This is a genomic window from Acinetobacter lwoffii, assembly GCF_022809915.1.
In the GTDB taxonomy this organism is placed as follows: domain Bacteria; phylum Pseudomonadota; class Gammaproteobacteria; order Pseudomonadales; family Moraxellaceae; genus Acinetobacter; species Acinetobacter lwoffii_M.
The window spans coordinates 147166-165452 of sequence record NZ_JALGQY010000003.1 but is presented as its reverse complement, the minus strand read 5'-3'; the positions used below and the strand labels follow the sequence as shown (position 1 = coordinate 165452).

Genomic DNA, 18287 nt, shown 5'->3' with positions numbered 1-18287 from the left:
TGCACGAATGCCAAGAAATCCGGAGTGCAAATATTAACCAAAAAGAAGATCGTTTTTTGATTTATGAAAGAGATCTATTCTCGAACGTTTTTCGCAGTAGACTAAAAATAAATAAGTCTGTTTTACAATCAAATTTTATAGATATTAAAACCTGAAAGACCATCTCCCGAATATCATTTAATAAAGAAAATGTTAAGTTAATTTAAATTTATTTTGATGTGAATACCTCATATCCCGGGGATATATCAGCGGTAGTCAAATATATTGATAAGAATAAATGAATAATCTGGATTTTTATAATTTTCTGAAAATGTCTTATATACGTGATGTAATTTCTTGAACAGGATAATTTAAGTAGGATAGCGTGATTGCACGTTTATATTTAAGCTAATAACTTGAACATCCTAAGATATTAAAATAGCCTAAGCAATACATAATTTTAACAACTTTATCAAGAAAGGGAGAGAGGGGAAATTTATAATGCTGATTTACTACCTGTAACTCATTTGGACTTAAGACGTATTATTCTAAACAGAATCAAGTGGATTAATAAGCTACTTATGAATAGTCATTTTTTGATAAATAATAAGCAATGAATAATTAAAAACAATATTTTCAAAATTACCTCAGTCTATTTGGGTAATAACAGCGAGTTAGTTTAAGAAACACTCTGACCTAAAAGTGGTTTACATGTTATTAAATCCCAGTTTTAAGATTTTCATTAATTTTATTTAGTCTGCACCACAACTCAACCATCTTCTTTCATATTTATAGATAGCCAAATATCCATCCAGATCTAAAATCGTAATTTTAAATACTTATGATTCGTTTATGAATTATTTAGCCTAAGCAAAATATATCCCCATAAAATAGCCTAAGCAGGATTTTATATTTAAAAATTTCGCAATTGATTAATTCCAAATATAAACCCACTATAAACACTTAAACAAAGAAATCATGGAATTCTCAAATGATCCTAAATTATCAACTTCAACACCACGAAACGTCAGTACTATCTCCAATGGTCTTCATTCATGGTTTATTCGGTAGTTTAAGTAATTTAGGCGTACTAGCTCGATATTTTTCTGAGCAAAGAACCGTGATCCAACTTGATGTATGCAATCATGGTCTTTCTGCTCATAGTTCAGACTTAAATTATCAGCTTATGGCTGAAGATGTCCTAGAAACTTTATCCAGTTTAAATATTCAAAAGTTCGTAGTAGTAGGGCATTCCATGGGTGGGAAAATTGCCATGAAATTGGCTGATTTAGCCCGTGTACAAACTGAAAGGTTGGTCGTCCTGGATATTACACCAATCCAATATCATGAGAGTCATCATACTGAGATTTTTAAAGCTTTATTTGCGGTGCAGCAAGCAAATGTTGCTTCACGACTTGAGGCAGCAAAAATTATGCGTGAATACATTGATGAAGAAATGGTAATTCAGTTTTTATTAAAATCCTTTAATAAAGGGCAGTGGCTCTTTAATGTTCAGGCTTTATTTGATCATTATCCAGATATTATGGATTGGGAAAAGGTCGAAAAAATTAATCAGCCAGCTTTATTTCTTCGTGGCGGTAATTCTTTTTATATCTCAAAACCTGAACATTTTGCGGCAATCAATGAACAATTTTCTCAGGCGAAAATTGAATGCATTGAAAATACAGGACATTGGCTGCATGGTGAAAAGCCAGATGAAGTCATTAAACATATGCAGACTTTTCTAAATTAATTTACGATTTCGCACTCAAGGCTGAAATGTTTGAGTCTGTAATTGTCCTTCATGAATGAGTTGATGCGCCATTTCAGCTGTTTTCTTTAAACCGGGCATACGATATTCAGTATGTCCAAAATCTTTAATGGATTTCCAGCGACCGCCCCAGGTTAAACCCACCGATTCTGCAATCTGGCCAAACAGTTTATAACCACGCATGGCCCATGGATCACGTTCACTAATCACCACCTTGCCATTCCGCTTAAAGGCAATATCCGCGGCCAGACCAAACTGATGATAACTTTGAAAGCCTTTGGCCTTGGTAATATTACTGTTGGTCGCCAAAGAGTTTTGCCTTTCCGGACTTCGATAACCTTCGAGTAAAACCAGCTCATAACCATGCTGTTCGCGCATAATTTTAAAAACCATCAGTAAGCGCTGTTTAAATCGCGGATTCATCTTATGCCATTTACGGTCTGCTGTGCTGATATTTGGATTTATATGAATGTCTTCAATATTCAGATTAAGGCTTTGCGCTGAAATTACAGAATGATTTGCTAAAGATTCTTCTTGTAAGGCTTCGATAATAAGCTGTTCATCAACTTCAGTTGGAGCTGTTAATATTTGCCCATCTAATAATGCATAAATCTGTGGATCAACTTTCCTTAAATATTCAGCTTCAAACCTACTTGCAGTAAGTGGCTGAGTGAAAGCGAACATTAAAATACTGGCAAATAAGCTAAATCCTGAAATCAAAATCCACCATTGCTGCAAATACCATTCAGACTGAAGATGCTCAGGCGATGCCGCCTGATGAAATTTCTGAACAAACTGTTTTGCTTGAGAAAATTGTTGTTTGCTTTGTGAAATCAAATCAAGAAAAAAATCCTGTATTCTTAATCGAAACTCGTAAGACAGCAAGGCTAACATAGCTAAGCTTAATAGAATAAAGCTGCTCAATATAATCAAAATCATCAGTTGAATGATTGATCTAATAATAATTCAAAAATTTTTTTTTATTCATCGATATAAATTTTCCAACGGCGTCATTTTTTAAGTCTTTATTTTTATAAGTGTCCATCATATTTATTTGAAAATTGAGTTAGGGTAAATGAATCGTAATATAGGCTTGTTCAGCAGGAGTGCTAATCAAATTTTGATATTGAGAAAACACAGCAGCTTGTTCTGTTGACAAGGCATATTTAAAAACCACAAAGCTGATCACAGCAAATAATAATAAAAATATCAGAATCCAGAAAAATGGTAATTCACGATGGATGATATGTCGGATTTGATCTGGAATTGCTGAAAAAGGAGAAAAAGCAACTTTTTTACACTTGAGATAATCAATCTGATCTCCGATACGAGCAACGTGCAGAAGCAGTAAAAGCTTATTTAATCGCAAAAAATCTTCCAGCGCATTTACTGAGTACTGAAGGTTCAGGTTCAAGTAAACCTGTAGCGGATAATGCAACAGCTGAGGGTCGTAAGAGAAATCGTCGGATTGAATTTGAAGTGCTTTAACGTTTAAGTTGCTTGAGCAGCTATAAGTATATGGTGAATGACCTGTATGAGTATATTAATAGTATTTCGTATAATGTATATTATGTTAAATCTGATACACCTAACAATAAGTTCATATCTTCCTTGTCCATAAAAGTGAATTTTGAAATTTTTAGAAGAAAATTGAATTAATCAGTCCAGCCCAATAAAACTGGGCTGATACTTTATTGTGGGATTTAGCAGACGCTCTGCACTGCATTTACAAACCGCTCTGTCTCAAAAGTATGATTAGATGTCAGGCCAAACTGGCTCACCTCGCCAACAATTACGGCGCGTCCCATGCTCAGTGCGACATAAATGCCGGCAATATTTTCTAATAAGGTGGCAAATGGAATCAGGCACAAATGCCGTCCAAGCTGACTGCTGGCCAGTGCCTGGCTCAGTGAATGAGTAATAGACTCAATGGTGTCTTCAGCCAGACACACGCCTTTCGGTGTCCCGGTACTGCCCGAGGTATAGGTGATTTTTGCCGGTTGCTGGGTTTGTAAAGAAGATGAATACTGTACTGCCTGCTCTAGCTGAAAAAAGCGTGCATGTAGCTGGCCAGTAATGGAAATCTCATCTCTACTCATGTCTTTAGCTAGATTTAACAGCCATTCTGGTGCAGAGAAAGATTCATCCAGAATACAGAGCAGCTCGGTTCGGCTGTCGGAAAGCAGATGCCGTACCTGCGCTGCAGTAAAAAACAGAGGCACCGGAATCACGGTCATGCCGGCTTTTTGTGCGGCAAGATCGACTACAATCCAGTCTATACTATTTATGCCCCACAAGGCCAGATGGCGCAGATTAAGCTGCTTGAAACTGGCACTCAATAATTCTACCCGCTGCTGTAGCTCCGCATAGCTGAGTGTTGCCTGTGCGGTGACTACCGCTTCTCGTTGCGGATATTGTCGTGCTTGCAGGTTGATACGTTCAAATAAAGCAGTCATCATTTAAATTCTGTGCCTCGCTGATCAAGCAAAATGCTTTAATGACTAAATTGATAAAGTTGACGAGCGACTTGTAGGGCTTCTGCCACATCAATCGCCAGCACATAAGGTTTCTGCTGGTAATAACTGCCCCACAGGCGTTGTGCCTCTCCAAGGACTTGCGGATCAGCCTTTTCAAGCACATGAAAACGTAATCCCATCTGTTGCAACACATAACGTACTGCAGTTGTTCCGGTACATACTGCCCATTCGATGTGTTGCTGCGAGAGATGAAAAACCAGAAAGGCCACCATCAGTTTGGCTTTGTCCATATCTAGTGCTGTCAGATTGCCAATTTCTACTACTTTGTCTCGGCTGACCCTGGTCTGGCTCAGTTTGCTTAATATGTTTTCAACGGGTTCATCGAGATACTGTTCCAGAAAGGCATTAAATTGATTTAAATGCTGCATACCAATCACCACCTGCATCTCGGCTCCGTGATAACCGGCAAACAGGGTCGAAGAGAAGCTCGATACAGTGGCCTGATGGACTTGCTGATATTTTTTCTGAATAAAATTTTCCAGGCTACGGCGTTCAGGTGTCTCGCTTTGTTCTACAGTTTTGACCGTCAAATGTAGCGATTGATCCTGTGCTGAAATTACCGGATACGCCGGAGGTACTTGTAGTAAAAATTTATTGTGATGGGTTTGTTTTTTATATTCAGGCTGCTTGAAATATGTATTTAGAAAGTGAATCTGACTAGATAAATAAGGATCAAAACTAAACTTGATCATTTGGCTCACACCACGAAATTAACTTGCTACTCAAGATAGAAGTCCAAACTTAAAAAATTCTTAATTTTGTGCAAAAGAATATAAAAGCTATGTGTATAAAAAATCCAGAGAACGGCCGGTTTTTTTAAGAGCATTTTAAGATTGAAAATTTAAGTTAATCCTATCTCTTGTTAACTGAAACTATTCTATGTCTTCCTACCGCTCACCTTATAAAGGCACCTCAGGAACGCAGCGTATTTTTAATGCGACCCGTTATTCCCTGGCTGGTTTTAAAACCGCCTTTCAAAATGAGGCTGCCTTCCGGCAAATTCTGCTGATCAACCTTATTTTGATTCCTCTAAGTTTTTGGATGCCGGTTAGTCCAGCTGAGCAAGCGCTGATGGTCGCCGTATGCCTACTGGCGTTGATCATTGAACTGATTAACTCAGCGATAGAGGCAGTGGTAGACCGTATTTCCATGGAACGGGATGAACTGTCTAAAAATGCCAAGGATATGGGCAGTGCGGCTCAGTTTGTAGCACTCAGTTTAATTACTCTGACCTGGGGCATCATTTTGGCTGGTCATTTGATTTGACCTCTGCTCTTGCTACTGCCTGAAGTGGACAACTTAAAATGATCACTGACCGTTCCCGGTTTTTACTGACCCAAACTTTACTTTTAATCTTCAGTTTTTTGATTCTTCTCAACTTCTTTGACATTGGAGGAGTGCTGGACTTACAGCTCATCTATCCATTTATCGATGATCAGGGTCAATTTCCCCTTCGACAACAATGGGCACTGGCAGAACTCAATCATCGCTATGTGAAAGACCTGCTGATTCTGGTGTATATCACATTATTGCTGGGCTGGCTGGCATCACTGAAATGGCAAAACTGGCATATACGGCGCTGGGAATTTGGCTATTTTTTTAGCATGGTGGTGCTGACCACGGCCTCGATCGGAATTTTAAAATCTCAGTCAGTCCATGCCTGTCCCTGGGATATGACCATACCTACCCATAATGGGATTTTGTGGGATTTTAGTGCCACTGCGGGTCACTGTTTTCCTGGCGGGCATGCATCTAGTGGTTTTGCCTTGATGGCCGGCTATTTTGTTTATCGTATTTCTAACCGCAAGCGGGCTTATTTTCTTTTGATCGCTGCAGTAATTTTAGGGTTGGCCATGGGCTGGGCACAAATGATGCGCGGAGCACATTTCCTGAGTCATAACCTGTGGACTGGCTGGATTATCTGGTGCATGAATATTATCGGCTATGCGTTGTTTAGCCATAAACTACCCATAGAAAAGACCACTTCTATACGCTCTAGTATCAAGCAACCTTAACCCCCAAAAACTAGAGGCCTATTCGCTTAGGCTTCGCCTAAAGGAAACTTGACCTGTACACACAGGCCGCCCAGATTAATACTTCGCGAAAATTCCAGTGTTCCACCTAAGCGCTCGGTAGCTTTATCTACAATGGATAAACCCAAACCGCTGCCAATTTCTGCATGGTTATGAATCCGGTAAAAGCGTTGCCGGATCTGATTAAATTGAGCAGGATCTATCCCTACCCCGCTGTCTTCAATCTGTAAAACCGCCTGCCGGCCTTGCTGGAAAATCGACACATTAATTACGCCATCCTTCGGACTGTATTTAATTGCATTATCAATTAAATTATAAATAATCGAGTGCAAAGCTGAAGCCTGGCCCTGAATCTGCAGTTCCTGCTGCTGCTCTACTCCTAAATCAATGTCTTTCTGTAGTGCCAGTTGAATCAGTTCTTCGATACAGGTGACTGTCATTTGATTCAGTGATAGCAATTGAACAGGTTCGCTTAAACCTTCGGTCACATCCTGTTTGGCCAGACTTAATAACTGGTTGACCAGATGCTGCATACGCAAAATGCCTTGGCTCAAATTATGGATAGACTCGCTTTGAGGGAACTGCTGTAGCAAAATTTGCAGCTGTAAGTTTAGTGCTGTCAGTGGCGTGCGTAATTCATGTGCAGAATCCGCTACAAATTGACGTTGTTCCTGTTGGGCTAGAGAGATGCGGCCAAACAGATAATTCATTTCCTGAATAGTCGGTTCCAGCTCTAGGGGATAATCTTTCATTGCAATTGGCTTTAAGTCTTGTGCCTTGCGACTGGCCAATTCAGTTTTAAAATCATTGAGCGGCTGAAAGTTTTTCCGGATCATCCAGCCTAAGCCAAATACTGCAAAAGGTAAAAAAAGCACATAAGGAAGAAACATATTGGCTGCCAGCTCCAGCGCCAGTTCCTGCCGGACATTTTGCTGCTGGCTCACCTGAATCTGTAATTGCTTACCAGGAATAATATAAGTTAACCAGGTTCCATACGGCGTTTGATGCTTGTAGAAACCTGCTTTCCTGACCGGCGCCACCAGAACATCCTGCGGATGCAAGGAAGTGGCTGTATCTGTATAGGACCAGATATCTACAAATAAATCTTCTTCACTGTACTGTTTTGCCAGATCGATTTGACTTTGTAAGGGTTGCGGATGATTTTCTGAAATACGTTCTGCCAGACTTTGCATCTGTTTATCCAGTACTTCATTAATTTCTTCGAGCGCAATTCGGTATGCTGCAAAGATCAGCACACAGCCCAATACCACGCTAAACAGTGAAATATAAATAACCAGACGTTTTTGCAAGGAATAACGTTTCTGCATGGTGCTCATCCTAAACGATATCCTAGCCCACGTATGGTACGGATGAAGTCTTTTCCTAATTTTGCCCGCAGATGATGGATATAGACTTCTACCGTATTACTACTGACATCACTATCAAAGTCATAAAGCTTGTCTTCCAGATCATTCTTGGAAAAAATTTTATTCGGATGATTTAACATGGCCATTAAGATGGACCATTCCCGGTTGGATAATTCTATAGCCTGTCCATTAAACAGAGCGATATGCTGCTCCAGATCTAGTTCCAAACCGCTGTGTGATAATTTCTTATTCGTATCTATCCCGGTATTTTTTAAACCACTACGGCGTATTAAGGCATGAATACGGGCCAGCAACTCGTCAAATTCATAAGGCTTGATTAAATAGTCATCTGCTCCCTGATTCAGCCCATCTACCCGGTTTTGTAATTGATCCCGGGCAGAAATAATCAGCACCGGTAAATTCGGAAACTTCTGCCGGATATTTTTTAGCACCAGCATGCCATCCATCATCGGCAAGCCTAAATCGAGCAGGACAATATCATATGCCTGCTGCTGTAACTGTTTTAAACCCTCAATCCCATTATTGACCCAGTACACATCAAACTGATGCAGCTTGAGCAATGTTTCAGTCGACTCGGCAATCATAAAGTCGTCTTCAATAATCAGTATTTTATGCATTTCAAGCTCTGTTCTTTAATGATGGTGAGCATTGTGCAAGCATATCATTTTTAGCTTCAGTCACTTGCGTTTTTATATCCAGTAAACTTAATAAGCTGGGGAAAAGATGATCCTGACTACGGGCCTGTTCGGTCTGTCCTTTGAGACAGCTGACCTGCTGGGTATTCTGCTGCTTCCAGGCATCGGAGAACCACATCAGCATCGGGACATGGGTTTGCTGGGTCGGCGCCATACTATAAGGTGCACCATGCAGGTATAAACCATGCTCTCCGGTGGATTCTCCATGATCAGACAGGTACCAGAAACCGGTTTGATATTGAGTTTGCTGCTTTAAAGTTTCAACGATCTGGGCAAGAACATGGTCTGTATATACAATCGAATTATCATAACTATTCTTTAATTCTTCTGTACTACAGCCCTGAATGGCATTGCTATTACAGGTCGGCTGAAATGGCTGATACGGCGCTTTGGAACGCTTGAAATATGCGGGGCCATGACTGCCCATCTGATGCAGCACAATTAACTGCGGTTTCTGGTTATTTTTATCCAGATGCGCCAGATAATCTTTCAGGCTATCTACCAGAATTTCATCAAAACATTCACCACCAGCATCACACCACTTCTGTTTCAGTTGTGCCGGAATCTGATACTTTTGTACCCGGTCACAGGCACCTTTACAGCCTGAGTTATTATCAATCCAGGTCACCTGATATCCGGCGCGCTGGGCAATATCCAGCAAACCTTCTCGGTGGCTGGCGAGCTGTTCATCATAGGTTTCACGTGACATGCCCGAAAACATACACGGGACTGAAACGGCAGTTGCTGTGCCACAGGAACTGACTTGACTAAAATTAATCACCGCTAACTTGCTCAGTTCAGGATTGGTATTGCGCGCATAGCCATTTAAAGCAAAACTCTCGGCACGTGCAGTTTCTCCAACAACCAGCACCATCAATTTGGGATGATCCTGCATTTGGGCCTGCTGTAACAGATGAGCATCTTCGCCAAAAGCCACCAAAGGTAAATTCGCTTTAGGTGCTTTCTTTTTATAATAGGACAAGGTGGACGCGATGCTATTTTGTGGAGAAAGCATTCCCTTCAGATCACGATGCTCGCGGAAGATGGCCGCATAATCGATATAGAAACAGAACATTAAACCTAGAATCAGTCCGAGTGAGACTACACTGCTCAAGCCTTTTTGTAAGATTTTACGCCCCAGCGATACAGGCTGAATTTGAAGCATCCAGACGATGCCGAGTGGAAATATTACAAACCCCAGTGTCCAGATGACCAGTCGCATTGACCAGAGATCACGAACTTCGCGGGCATCGGTTTGCAGCATATTCTGGATCTGATCCGGAGTAATAACGACCCCCAGACTATTGACAAAATAAGCACTAAAACCACCCAGAATGATCAGGACACTGGCCAGTATTTTGGCGTTCCATTTCCAGTTCAGCCACTGTAGTACCAGATTGTAAAACGCAATAATGATCAGTGCCGTAGCGGCCAGTAACAGACCTGCTTTCAGATTGGCATAAGGCGTAAATTCATGAATTTTCTGATAGAAAGCAAAGTTTAGGGTCAATCCCAGCCAAATAGCCAGTAACATATTGAAGCCTGAAAGACTGATCGACTTTTTAGGTCGCTGACTAAAAAAAGACGAATGGGAAAACAGCTTCAGCATGATCCATGGCTCAAAGACTTTAAGATGCTTTAGCCTAGAATCTGAATCTTAAAAATGACTTAAAATGACTTAAAATGACTTAAAATGATTGGATCATTTCATAATATATGCAAACCAGCTCTTCTTTATTTCAAACTCAGAAGAATAAAGATAAGTCCTAACATATGTAGAATCTGGCTAGGCGCAAAATACAGAAAAAACTTCCATCCCCCGGTCACAAAAGAATTGATACTTTTAGACACCGCATGTGCCGCAAGTCCAATCATGACCGCATAAATTAAAGTCTGGTTGTGAGGATTTCCCTGTATCACTACACCTGCTACAGCAGCATGCACTTCAAATAAAGAGGCTAAAAAAGTTCCTAAAATTAAGCCGCTATCCCCCAGTAAAAGATTCGCGCCGTAAATCCCTGCCTGGATTAAGGTTAAACTGACCGCAATAATTACCGCTTCTTTGATACTGAACATCCGGCTATCAATTTCTTGTATTTCATTGATGGTCGTACTGTTATCCGCTTGGGGAGTTCGATAAATCAAGAATCCAGCAGCAATACATAAAATTCCGATCCCTACCAAACTCGGAATCAGCAGGAACTTGAACCATTCTACGCTCACTCCCAGAACAATCAGCAAAAGCTGTAATAAGGTGGCAATACAGGAGATCAATCCAGCACCTGCATTTAATTTTGCACTGGCCCGCCCGGATCGGACTTGCATGCCCAAACTGGCAATTGTGGCCGTACTGGAGACAAATCCCGAGGCTAAGGCAGATAAAATAAGCGCCTTATCATTGGACAGGATTCGTTTTGCCACATGTGCTATGGACTGCACAATCAAGATTAAAATGAGTAGTTTAAGGATGATATAGGGGGTTCAGTACGGCGCCCCACAAGGGCTTATTGGGCATGACCGGCAACGCAATCAATATCAAAGCCAATAAAAGTAGCCCGTCTCTTAACTCATAGCTTTGGATCGTTTTTCCGGCAAATTGATGCAGTGTCTGTTTGCCCATCAGGATGATCGTAAGTAGAACCGCCATCCCTGCAGCCAGTGGGATATTCCACACACAAATAGCGCCAATGATATAGGTCATCAAAAAAGCCAGTTCAGTGGTAGAGCCGATATCCTGCTTCTGTTGAAACAGGCTATACACACAAAACAGGCTGACCGCGACGGTTCCTATTACTCCAATATAGAGATGCAAAAGGAAACATGAAGCACCCAATAAAGCTGTAATCGTAAATGATCTTAATCCTGCAAAACTCTGCTCATGGTTATTGTTTTTATGACGTTCACGCTCAAGTCCAATTAAAAGCCCACAGCCTAATGCCGACAGCATGATGGTCAGTAATTCCTGAAAAGATAAACTTTGCAAAAGCATATTCAAGAGCATTCACCTTGTGTCATCCAGTGACAGTGCGTATTTTTAGTATATAAACAGTTTTTTAAAGCAGCCCATCAATTTAACCGCTGTATCTTTAAATTCTGGGCTATAGATAGCTGTAAATTATTGGATCAGTCTGCCATTCATCCTTATTTATGGTTTACATAATTCCCTATTCTTAGTAGACCATTTTAATCAAAATTAAAAAAGTTAATCAGGTTTTAAATCTAAAATATTTTAATCCTACATCAGCTCCAGGATTAGACAGACTCTGTTTCCCCAACCTGATGATAGGCACGATTAAAATAAACCAGGGCTTGATCTTCCTGATTCTGTTGAATGGCAACAATCGGACAAATCAAAATCGTATGTGTACCAACTTCCTGGATCTGCCCAATTTCACAATCAAAGCTCACCAGTGCATCTTGAAGTACAGGAGAACCTGTTTCTAATTCAGTCCACTCACCCTGTTCAAATCGTTGTTCAGAACTGAATTTTGAAGATGCAAAAACATTTGAAAGATGCGCTCGATCTGCACTGAGTACATTTACGCACAGCACTTTATTTTCAACAAAGTTGATATAAGAACGCGATGATTTATTCATACAAACCAACAATGTCGGTGGTGTATCGGTCACGCTACACACGGCAGACGCAGTAAAACCATGACGACCTGAATCGCCCATCGTGGTCACTACATTCACTGCACTTGTTAATAAAGACATTGCGTTTCTAAAGTCTGTCGCTTCAACCATCACCGTATTCCAATATTCAGCTTTTTATAAAGAGCGTTATATCACTCAAATGATACTTTCAATCTTTTAAAAGCATCATGGATTCACTTTAATTAGCGAGATAATTCCTGACGAATAATCTCAGCACCTGCACTGAGTGCATTGAGTTTGCCACGAGCCACTTGGCGACCAAGTGGTGCCATGCCACAGTTGGTTGATGGATAGAGTTTGTCTGCATCCACAAACTGAAGTGCTTTACGCAACGTATTTGCCACTTCTTCAGCTGTTTCAATTTGATTACTTGCGACATCAATCGCACCGACCATGACTTTTTTACCACGAATCAACTCGATCAAATCCATCGGAACACGTGAGTTATGGCATTCGAGCGACACAATATCAATTTTTGATTTTTGCAGTTTCGGAAATGCTTCTTCGTACTGACGCCATTCTGAGCCTAAGGTCTTTTTCCAATCGGTATTGGCTTTAATACCATAACCATAGCAAATGTGTACCGCAGTTTCACACTTCAAGCCTTCAAGTGCACGCTCTAAAGTTGCCACACCCCAGTCATTCACTTCATCGAAGAACACGTTAAATGCAGGTTCATCAAACTGGATGATATCCACGCCAGCCGCTTCAAGCTCGCGAGCTTCCTGATTCAGGATCTTGGCAAATTCCCAAGCCAGTTTTTCACGGCTCTTGTAGTGACCGTCATATAGCGTATCAATCATGGTCATTGGACCAGGCAGTGCCCATTTAATCGGTTGATCTGTGAGAGAACGTAAGAATTTGGCATCTTCAACAAAGACAGGTTTTTGACGAGAAACTTCACCCACGACTGATGGAACGCTCGCTTCATAACGGTCACGGATTTTGACCGTTTCACGCTGATTGAAGTCAACGCCTTCAAGGTGCTCAATAAATGTCGTCACAAAATGCTGACGGGTTTGTTCACCATCGCTGACAATATCAATGCCTGCCTGCTGTTGTTCATGCAGTGACAAACGCAGTGCATCTTGTTTTGCATCCAATAATTCCTGGCCTTCCAATTTCCAGGGTGACCAAAGTTTTTCAGGTTCTGCTAGCCAAGACGGTTTCGGTAAGCTGCCAGCAGTTGATGTTGGGAGTAGCTTTTTAGGTTGTAAAAGTGCCATGTCTAATCTTCTATCTCTATATTCGTAAAATAATAATGTTGTGTATTAAGCAGCGCGTTCTTGGTCAGCAGTAGTTTTGATTGTGAATTCTGCGGCCCATTGCTCCAGAATGTCTTTATAAGGCTGGATAAAGTGTTCTTCCGCCCACTTCCCTTGCTTCACTGCCAATTGACCACGCTCAACACGGTCATACACAATTTGAGTCAATGAATAATCTGGGTACTCAAGGCTGGGTTGATACACCTGACCCGCAGCAGAATTCGCATTATAAATTTCAGGACGGTAAATCTTTTGGAAGCTTTCCATGGTGCTGATCGCACTGATCAACTCCAGATCGGTATAATCACGTAATAAGTCACCTGCGAAATAAAATGCTAAAGGTGCAGCACCATTTTCAGGTTTGAAATAACGGACGGTTAAGCCCATTTTGGCGAAGTATTCATCGGTACGTGAATACTCATCATTTTTATATTCCACACCCAATACAGGATGCACATTCGCTGTACGGTAATAGGTTTTCGAGGTCGAAACGCTCAAACAAATCACCGGCTGTTTTTTAAATTCTGCTTTAAATACTTCAGAACTGACGAGATATTGATAAAGCTTGCCGTGTAAATCACCAAAATTTTCTGGCTTGGTCGAGGCTGGATTTTTCTTGATATGTTCAGGAAGTACCACGCTAAAATCATAATCGCGGACATAAGACGAGAAACTGTTGCCAATCATGCCATCAATACGCTGATTGGTTTGATGATCAATAATCGTGATTTTTAAAGTTTCAATTGCAGGGAACTTTTTGCCATTTCCTTCAATATCCAGGTCAACTGAAATAATATCGATTTCAACTGAATAACGATCTGCTTTTGGGTTATCCCAATGTGCCAATGCATTAAAACGGTTATTGATCATTCGTAGAGTGTTACGCAAATTCTGTTCGCGACTTTCGCCACGTGCCAAATTGGCAAAGTTCGTCGTCAGACGTGTGCTATCTGCAGGTTGATAGTTTTCGTCAAAACGAATGCGCTTAATTGAACATGCAAACTTTTTACTCATTGTGATTCACTACCCTAAGTTCTAATAACCAAATTTCTGAATAAGCCTAGTTATACGTGAACCTTAAGATGAATAAAAATGATTTAAACTCAATGAAAAGTGAATATTACTCATGATTGGTTGTTCTTAAGATATCAAGATCACTTAATGAAGAAAAATATGAAAGATTTTTTCTATGAAATTTTAGGGTTTAATAGATGATAAAATAATGAATATTAATAACTTAAGATAAATTCTATCGAATATTAAGTGGATGAAATTGAGGGGTAAATTCAAAGAATGGTTTTATAGCTTATTAGATGCAATTTAGAAGTGAATGAATGAAACTCATCTAAAGATTAGAAAATATCAGTCTATTCACTCTGTTTAATTTCATTTAAATCATTCGTTAGAAAGGCGTCTGAGGTCACCCCACTATCAATGAATAACCTCAACCCCCACGTAAATCTTAAAATTCTTCCCGCTGTAATTCATTCACCGTTTGCCCCTGCTTTGCAAACCACTGATCACGACGTTCAAACAAGCGTGGCGCCGCCTGATTCACTTGATCAATTAGAGCCTGTAAATCGGCATTGATCAAACGGCCATTTTTAACCACAGTCTGTCCCGCCACCATCGTCATCACGACATCTTGGCCTTGAACTGCATGGACTAAATTGGTATGCAAATTAAATAATTTTCCTTGATCAATCAACGGGGTCATCCGCGGTGTATCCAATTTCACGGCAATCAGGTCAGCCTGTTTACCGACTTCCAATGAACCAATTTCATCTTGCATACCCAAGGCTTTAGCTCCTGTAATCGTAGCGATTTGACAGACTGACCAGGCATCCAGGGCGGCCGCATCTAAATTCGAAAACTTTGCCAATAATGATGCCGTTTTCATTTCTTCAAATAGATCCAGGTTATTGTTTTCTTTTTCTCCATCAGTACCCAGACCCACCGCAATGCCTTGGCGTAGCATTTCAACCACAGGGGCTGCACCGGAGGCCAATTTCATATTGGAAATCGGGTTATGGGCGACACCGACCGCATGTTGCCTTAAAATCTGAATTTCATTTGCATCTGCCCAGACGCAATGTGCCAACAGGGTTTTAGGCAGATCTAGCAAGCCTAGCTTTTGCAGACTTTCAATCGGGCGAATGCCTGAACGGCGCAGGTTTTCCTGTACATCAAATTGGCTTTCATTGCTATGAGTATGAAAACCGGTTTGATAATCCTGACAAAGTTTCTCAATACGGCTTAATGCTGAAGCTTCAGCATAAAACAGGTGCTCTAAACCTACCCAAACCTGAATACGTCCATTCGCCTGCTGATGCCAACGGTTGATTAAAGCCTCATTACTTTTTAAGGTTTCAAAATAATTGTGATCCGGATGTTCTGCGACATAGGGTACGAGAACGGCACGAATTCCCAACGCTTGCGCAGCTTCAGCACTTCCGTCCATATAGCGCCACATATCGACAATAGTGGTGGTTCCCGACAAAAGTGCTTCGGCATAACACAAATAAGAAGCAATCTTCGCATCATTGGGTGTCAACACCCGGTGCATCGGATCAATATACTGCTGTAACCAATCCCAAACCGGTAACCCTTCTGCCGTGCCACGCAATAAACCGGAATGACAATGGCTATTGATCAAGCCCGGCATCAGGATCGTTTGTGGGTAATCCTCAATGAGCACCTCTGGATAGCATTGGGTTAACTGTGCCAATGTACCCACTGCTTTTATTTTGTCACCATCAATCAGTATCGCGCCATTTTTAATACATTCATTCTGCGTGTTCATGGTAAGAACATAGGAAGCTGTTAAAATTTTCATGATTTATACTCAAATCTATTCTATTTATGATGAATGGCTGCGGTTATGGCACGAAGGTTTTGCCTAAAGAAGATGGCAAATTCATTTTGAGTACTTTTTTATTCCGTGAAATCATGACCAGTACCACAATGGTGGCTATATAGGGCAATGCGGCAAGCAGCTCGTTCGGCACCTTGATTCCAAGCGCCTGGGCGTGAAATTGCAAAATGGTTACGCCCCCAAACAGGTAAGCGCCGAGCATTAAACGTGTTGGTTTCCACACCGCAAATACTACCAGTGCAATGGCAATCCAGCCGCGGCCTGCCACCATATTTTCAATCCACATCGGGGTATATACGGTCGATAAAAATGCTCCGCCAACCCCTGCCATCAAACCGCCAAATAGCACTGCGCCATAACGAATCGCCAACACGTGATAACCCATGGCATGCGCACTTTCCGGTGATTCTCCGACTGCTTTAAGCAATAAGCCCAAACGGGTTTTGGCCAAGACAAACCACACCAGAAAGAAGACCAAGATTGACAGATAAACCACATAGTTTTGCTGGAACAAAATCGGACCCAATACTGGAATATCCGCTAATAGTGGAATATTAAAATTAGCCAGACCCGGTAAAGCCATACTGACGTAGTTCTGTCCCAAAAATGCAGAGATACCGAGTCCAAAAATGGTTAAAGCCAAACCGCACGCGGATTGATTGGTACTTAAAGACAAGGTAAAAAAGGCAAAAATCAGGGCCATCAGCATGCCTGCCAGACCACCCATCAATAAGGCACTTAATACACTGGCATCATATTGCGCAGCAAAAGCAAAACCTGCAATTGCACCGACCAGCATCATCCCTTCTACTCCAAGATTAATCACACCAGTCCGCTGTGTGATCAATTCCCCCAGACCTGCGAAAATCAGGGGTGTTGCTGCCGCAACAGTACCTGCAAGAATTGCAGTTATTTCTAAAGCCATATCATGCTTCCTTTTGCTGTAGACAACATTGGGTTAAAGGGTGGTTGCTGTGGGCTGAGGGACAGGTGACGCCATTTTTTTGCTAAAACGGTAACGGTTTTCAATCAATGCATCGGAAGCCAACAGGAAAAACAACAGCAGGCCCTGGAAAATACCGGTAATCGCGACCGGAAGCTGTAGCTGCATTTGTGCCATTTCACCGCCAAGATAAATCAACGCCATAAAACAGCCTGACAGCACAATGCCGATTGGATTGAGACGACCTAAATACGCCACGATAATCGCTGCATAGCCATAACCTGGGGAAAGGTTCGGATTCAGCTGACCAATAGGTCCAGCCACTTCACAGATTCCGGCAATACCTGCCATCATTCCGGAAATCACCAGACTCATCCAGATCGCTTTGGAGGAAGAAAAACCTGCATATTTGGCAGCTAAAGGTGCCTGACCGCTGACTTCCAGTTTATAGGCCGTCAGACTTTTACGCATAAAAACCCAGAACAGGAGAACTGCAAAAAAAGTGATAAAAATAGAGGCATTAATGCGTGTGCCTTCTACAATGAATGGCAGCGTCGCACTCTCACTAAAAACCACCGATTGTGGGAAGTTCATCCCTTCCGGATCACGCCAAGGACCATTGACCAGGTATAGCAACACACATACTGCGACATAATTCATCATCAGGGTGGTCAGGGTTTCTTCAGCATTAAAATGGGTTTTCAGTAAGGCAGGAATTGCACCCCAGAGTGCCCCACCAAGTGCGCCCATAACGATCATTAACGGGAGAATCCACCAGCCGATGTGATCATGAAATAAAATCGCAATACCACCGCCAAAAATCGCGCCCATGGTGAGCTGACCTTCAGCACCGATATTGAATAATTTGGCTCGAAATCCGACCGTCAGCCCCAAGGCAATCAGAATCAGAGGTCCGGCTTTGACTGCCAGTTCACTCCAACCATAAGAGGATGTCAGCGGTTCAATAAAGAAGATGTACATGGCTTGCGCGGGATTAATCCCCAACATTAAAAACAGAATACTACCGACAATCAGCATGGCTAGCAGCGCAATGAGCGGTGAAAGCCACTTCATGATTTGAGAGGGATGTTCACGCGGTTCCAGTAAATGCATGTCGCTCTCCTCTCAACCTGTATATTTGTTT

General features: G+C 41.5%; 15 protein-coding genes and 2 pseudogenes. 4 read left to right on the top strand and 13 right to left on the bottom strand.

Features of this window, described 5'->3' with window-relative positions; genetic code table 11:
- Positions 1 to 970: 970 nt before the first annotated feature.
- Entirely contained in the window at positions 971 to 1732 is a 762-nt protein-coding gene (locus tag MTX11_RS03605; RefSeq protein WP_224215777.1) for an alpha/beta fold hydrolase, read from the top strand.
- A gap of 15 nt (positions 1733 to 1747) precedes the next feature.
- Here the strand turns inward: MTX11_RS03605 and MTX11_RS03600 are convergent, their stop codons facing one another.
- Positions 1748 to 2689: a M15 family metallopeptidase gene (locus MTX11_RS03600; RefSeq protein ID WP_243474387.1), complete on the bottom strand. Its 942-nt coding sequence runs from the start codon at positions 2687 to 2689 to the stop codon at positions 1748 to 1750.
- Positions 2690 to 3079: 390 nt separating this feature from the next.
- Between MTX11_RS03600 and MTX11_RS03590 the strand changes: the two are divergent.
- Positions 3080 to 3238 (top strand): annotated as a pseudogene (locus MTX11_RS03590) (OmpA family protein); the annotation flags it as partial.
- A gap of 215 nt (positions 3239 to 3453) precedes the next feature.
- Here MTX11_RS03590 and MTX11_RS03585 read toward each other — a convergent pair.
- Both MTX11_RS03585 and MTX11_RS03580 read right to left on the bottom strand, forming a co-directional pair.
- A complete protein-coding gene (locus tag MTX11_RS03585; protein ID WP_243474386.1) occupies positions 3454 to 4209 on the bottom strand; it encodes an AMP-binding protein in 756 nt (251 codons plus the stop codon).
- A gap of 35 nt (positions 4210 to 4244) precedes the next feature.
- Positions 4245 to 4979, bottom strand: a complete 735-nt coding sequence (locus tag MTX11_RS03580; protein ID WP_243474385.1) for a thermostable hemolysin — start codon at positions 4977 to 4979, stop codon at positions 4245 to 4247.
- A 187-nt stretch (positions 4980 to 5166) separates the two neighbouring features.
- Between MTX11_RS03580 and MTX11_RS03575 the strand changes: the two genes are divergently transcribed.
- Both MTX11_RS03575 and MTX11_RS03570 read left to right on the top strand, forming a co-directional pair.
- Positions 5167 to 5553 (top strand): diacylglycerol kinase, encoded by a 387-nt coding sequence (locus tag MTX11_RS03575; protein WP_243474384.1) that lies wholly within the window; start codon positions 5167 to 5169, stop codon positions 5551 to 5553.
- A 38-nt stretch (positions 5554 to 5591) separates the two neighbouring features.
- A complete protein-coding gene (locus tag MTX11_RS03570) occupies positions 5592 to 6302 on the top strand; it encodes a phosphatase PAP2 family protein (RefSeq protein WP_243474383.1) in 711 nt (236 codons plus the stop codon).
- 26 nt (positions 6303 to 6328) lie between these two features.
- Here MTX11_RS03570 and MTX11_RS03565 read toward each other — a convergent pair whose 3' ends face one another.
- The 10 genes and pseudogenes from MTX11_RS03565 to MTX11_RS03520 all read right to left on the bottom strand — a co-directional run bounded on the left by MTX11_RS03565 (position 6329) and on the right by MTX11_RS03520 (position 18256).
- A complete protein-coding gene (locus MTX11_RS03565) occupies positions 6329 to 7648 on the bottom strand; it encodes a sensor histidine kinase (protein ID WP_243474382.1) in 1320 nt (439 codons plus the stop codon).
- Positions 7649 to 7653: 5 nt separating this feature from the next.
- Positions 7654 to 8325 carry a response regulator transcription factor gene (locus tag MTX11_RS03560; protein WP_071850710.1) on the bottom strand — a complete coding sequence of 224 codons (672 nt, stop codon included), beginning with the start codon at positions 8323 to 8325 and terminating at the stop codon, positions 7654 to 7656.
- Between the two features lies 1 nt (position 8326).
- Positions 8327 to 10012, bottom strand: a complete 1686-nt coding sequence (locus tag MTX11_RS03555) for a phosphoethanolamine transferase (protein ID WP_243474381.1) — start codon at positions 10010 to 10012, stop codon at positions 8327 to 8329.
- Between the two features lie 125 nt (positions 10013 to 10137).
- A pseudogene (locus MTX11_RS03550) lies at positions 10138 to 11404 on the bottom strand (MgtC/SapB family protein).
- A 251-nt stretch (positions 11405 to 11655) separates the two neighbouring features.
- Positions 11656 to 12150 carry a flavin reductase gene (locus MTX11_RS03545; protein WP_005246437.1) on the bottom strand — a complete coding sequence of 165 codons (495 nt, stop codon included), beginning with the start codon at positions 12148 to 12150 and terminating at the stop codon, positions 11656 to 11658.
- A 92-nt stretch (positions 12151 to 12242) separates the two neighbouring features.
- Entirely contained in the window at positions 12243 to 13286 is a 1044-nt protein-coding gene (locus tag MTX11_RS03540) for a methionine synthase (RefSeq protein WP_243474380.1), read from the bottom strand.
- 45 nt (positions 13287 to 13331) lie between these two features.
- On the bottom strand, positions 13332 to 14339 hold the full coding sequence (locus MTX11_RS03535; RefSeq protein ID WP_243474379.1) for a DUF1852 domain-containing protein: 1008 nt from the start codon (positions 14337 to 14339) through the stop codon (positions 13332 to 13334).
- Between the two features lie 448 nt (positions 14340 to 14787).
- On the bottom strand, positions 14788 to 16161 hold the full coding sequence (locus tag MTX11_RS03530; RefSeq protein WP_243474378.1) for an amidohydrolase family protein: 1374 nt from the start codon (positions 16159 to 16161) through the stop codon (positions 14788 to 14790).
- 43 nt (positions 16162 to 16204) lie between these two features.
- The gene (locus tag MTX11_RS03525) at positions 16205 to 17125 is read right to left on the bottom strand and encodes an ABC transporter permease (protein ID WP_243474377.1); all 921 of its coding nucleotides are present in this window, start codon (positions 17123 to 17125) and stop codon (positions 16205 to 16207) included.
- 33 nt (positions 17126 to 17158) lie between these two features.
- Positions 17159 to 18256: an ABC transporter permease gene (locus tag MTX11_RS03520; RefSeq protein ID WP_005246413.1), complete on the bottom strand. Its 1098-nt coding sequence runs from the start codon at positions 18254 to 18256 to the stop codon at positions 17159 to 17161.
- Positions 18257 to 18287: the final 31 nt, after the last annotated feature.

Excerpts from the sequence above, each read along its gene's own strand:
- MTX11_RS03605 (WP_224215777.1), top strand. The coding sequence starts at position 971 with ATGATCCTAAATTATCAACTTCAACACCACGAAACGTCAGTACTATCT.
- MTX11_RS03600 (WP_243474387.1), bottom strand. The coding sequence starts at position 2,689 with ATGATTTTGATTATATTGAGCAGCTTTATTCTATTAAGCTTAGCTATG.
- MTX11_RS03585 (WP_243474386.1), bottom strand. The coding sequence starts at position 4,209 with ATGATGACTGCTTTATTTGAACGTATCAACCTGCAAGCACGACAATAT.
- MTX11_RS03580 (WP_243474385.1), bottom strand. The coding sequence starts at position 4,979 with ATGATCAAGTTTAGTTTTGATCCTTATTTATCTAGTCAGATTCACTTT.
- MTX11_RS03575 (WP_243474384.1), top strand. The coding sequence starts at position 5,167 with ATGTCTTCCTACCGCTCACCTTATAAAGGCACCTCAGGAACGCAGCGT.
- MTX11_RS03570 (WP_243474383.1), top strand. The coding sequence starts at position 5,592 with ATGATCACTGACCGTTCCCGGTTTTTACTGACCCAAACTTTACTTTTA.
- MTX11_RS03565 (WP_243474382.1), bottom strand. The coding sequence starts at position 7,648 with ATGCAGAAACGTTATTCCTTGCAAAAACGTCTGGTTATTTATATTTCA.
- MTX11_RS03560 (WP_071850710.1), bottom strand. The coding sequence starts at position 8,325 with ATGCATAAAATACTGATTATTGAAGACGACTTTATGATTGCCGAGTCG.
- MTX11_RS03555 (WP_243474381.1), bottom strand. The coding sequence starts at position 10,012 with ATGCTGAAGCTGTTTTCCCATTCGTCTTTTTTTAGTCAGCGACCTAAA.
- MTX11_RS03545 (WP_005246437.1), bottom strand. The coding sequence starts at position 12,150 with ATGGTTGAAGCGACAGACTTTAGAAACGCAATGTCTTTATTAACAAGT.
- MTX11_RS03540 (WP_243474380.1), bottom strand. The coding sequence starts at position 13,286 with ATGGCACTTTTACAACCTAAAAAGCTACTCCCAACATCAACTGCTGGC.
- MTX11_RS03535 (WP_243474379.1), bottom strand. The coding sequence starts at position 14,339 with ATGAGTAAAAAGTTTGCATGTTCAATTAAGCGCATTCGTTTTGACGAA.
- MTX11_RS03530 (WP_243474378.1), bottom strand. The coding sequence starts at position 16,161 with ATGAAAATTTTAACAGCTTCCTATGTTCTTACCATGAACACGCAGAAT.
- MTX11_RS03525 (WP_243474377.1), bottom strand. The coding sequence starts at position 17,125 with ATGGCTTTAGAAATAACTGCAATTCTTGCAGGTACTGTTGCGGCAGCA.
- MTX11_RS03520 (WP_005246413.1), bottom strand. The coding sequence starts at position 18,256 with ATGCATTTACTGGAACCGCGTGAACATCCCTCTCAAATCATGAAGTGG.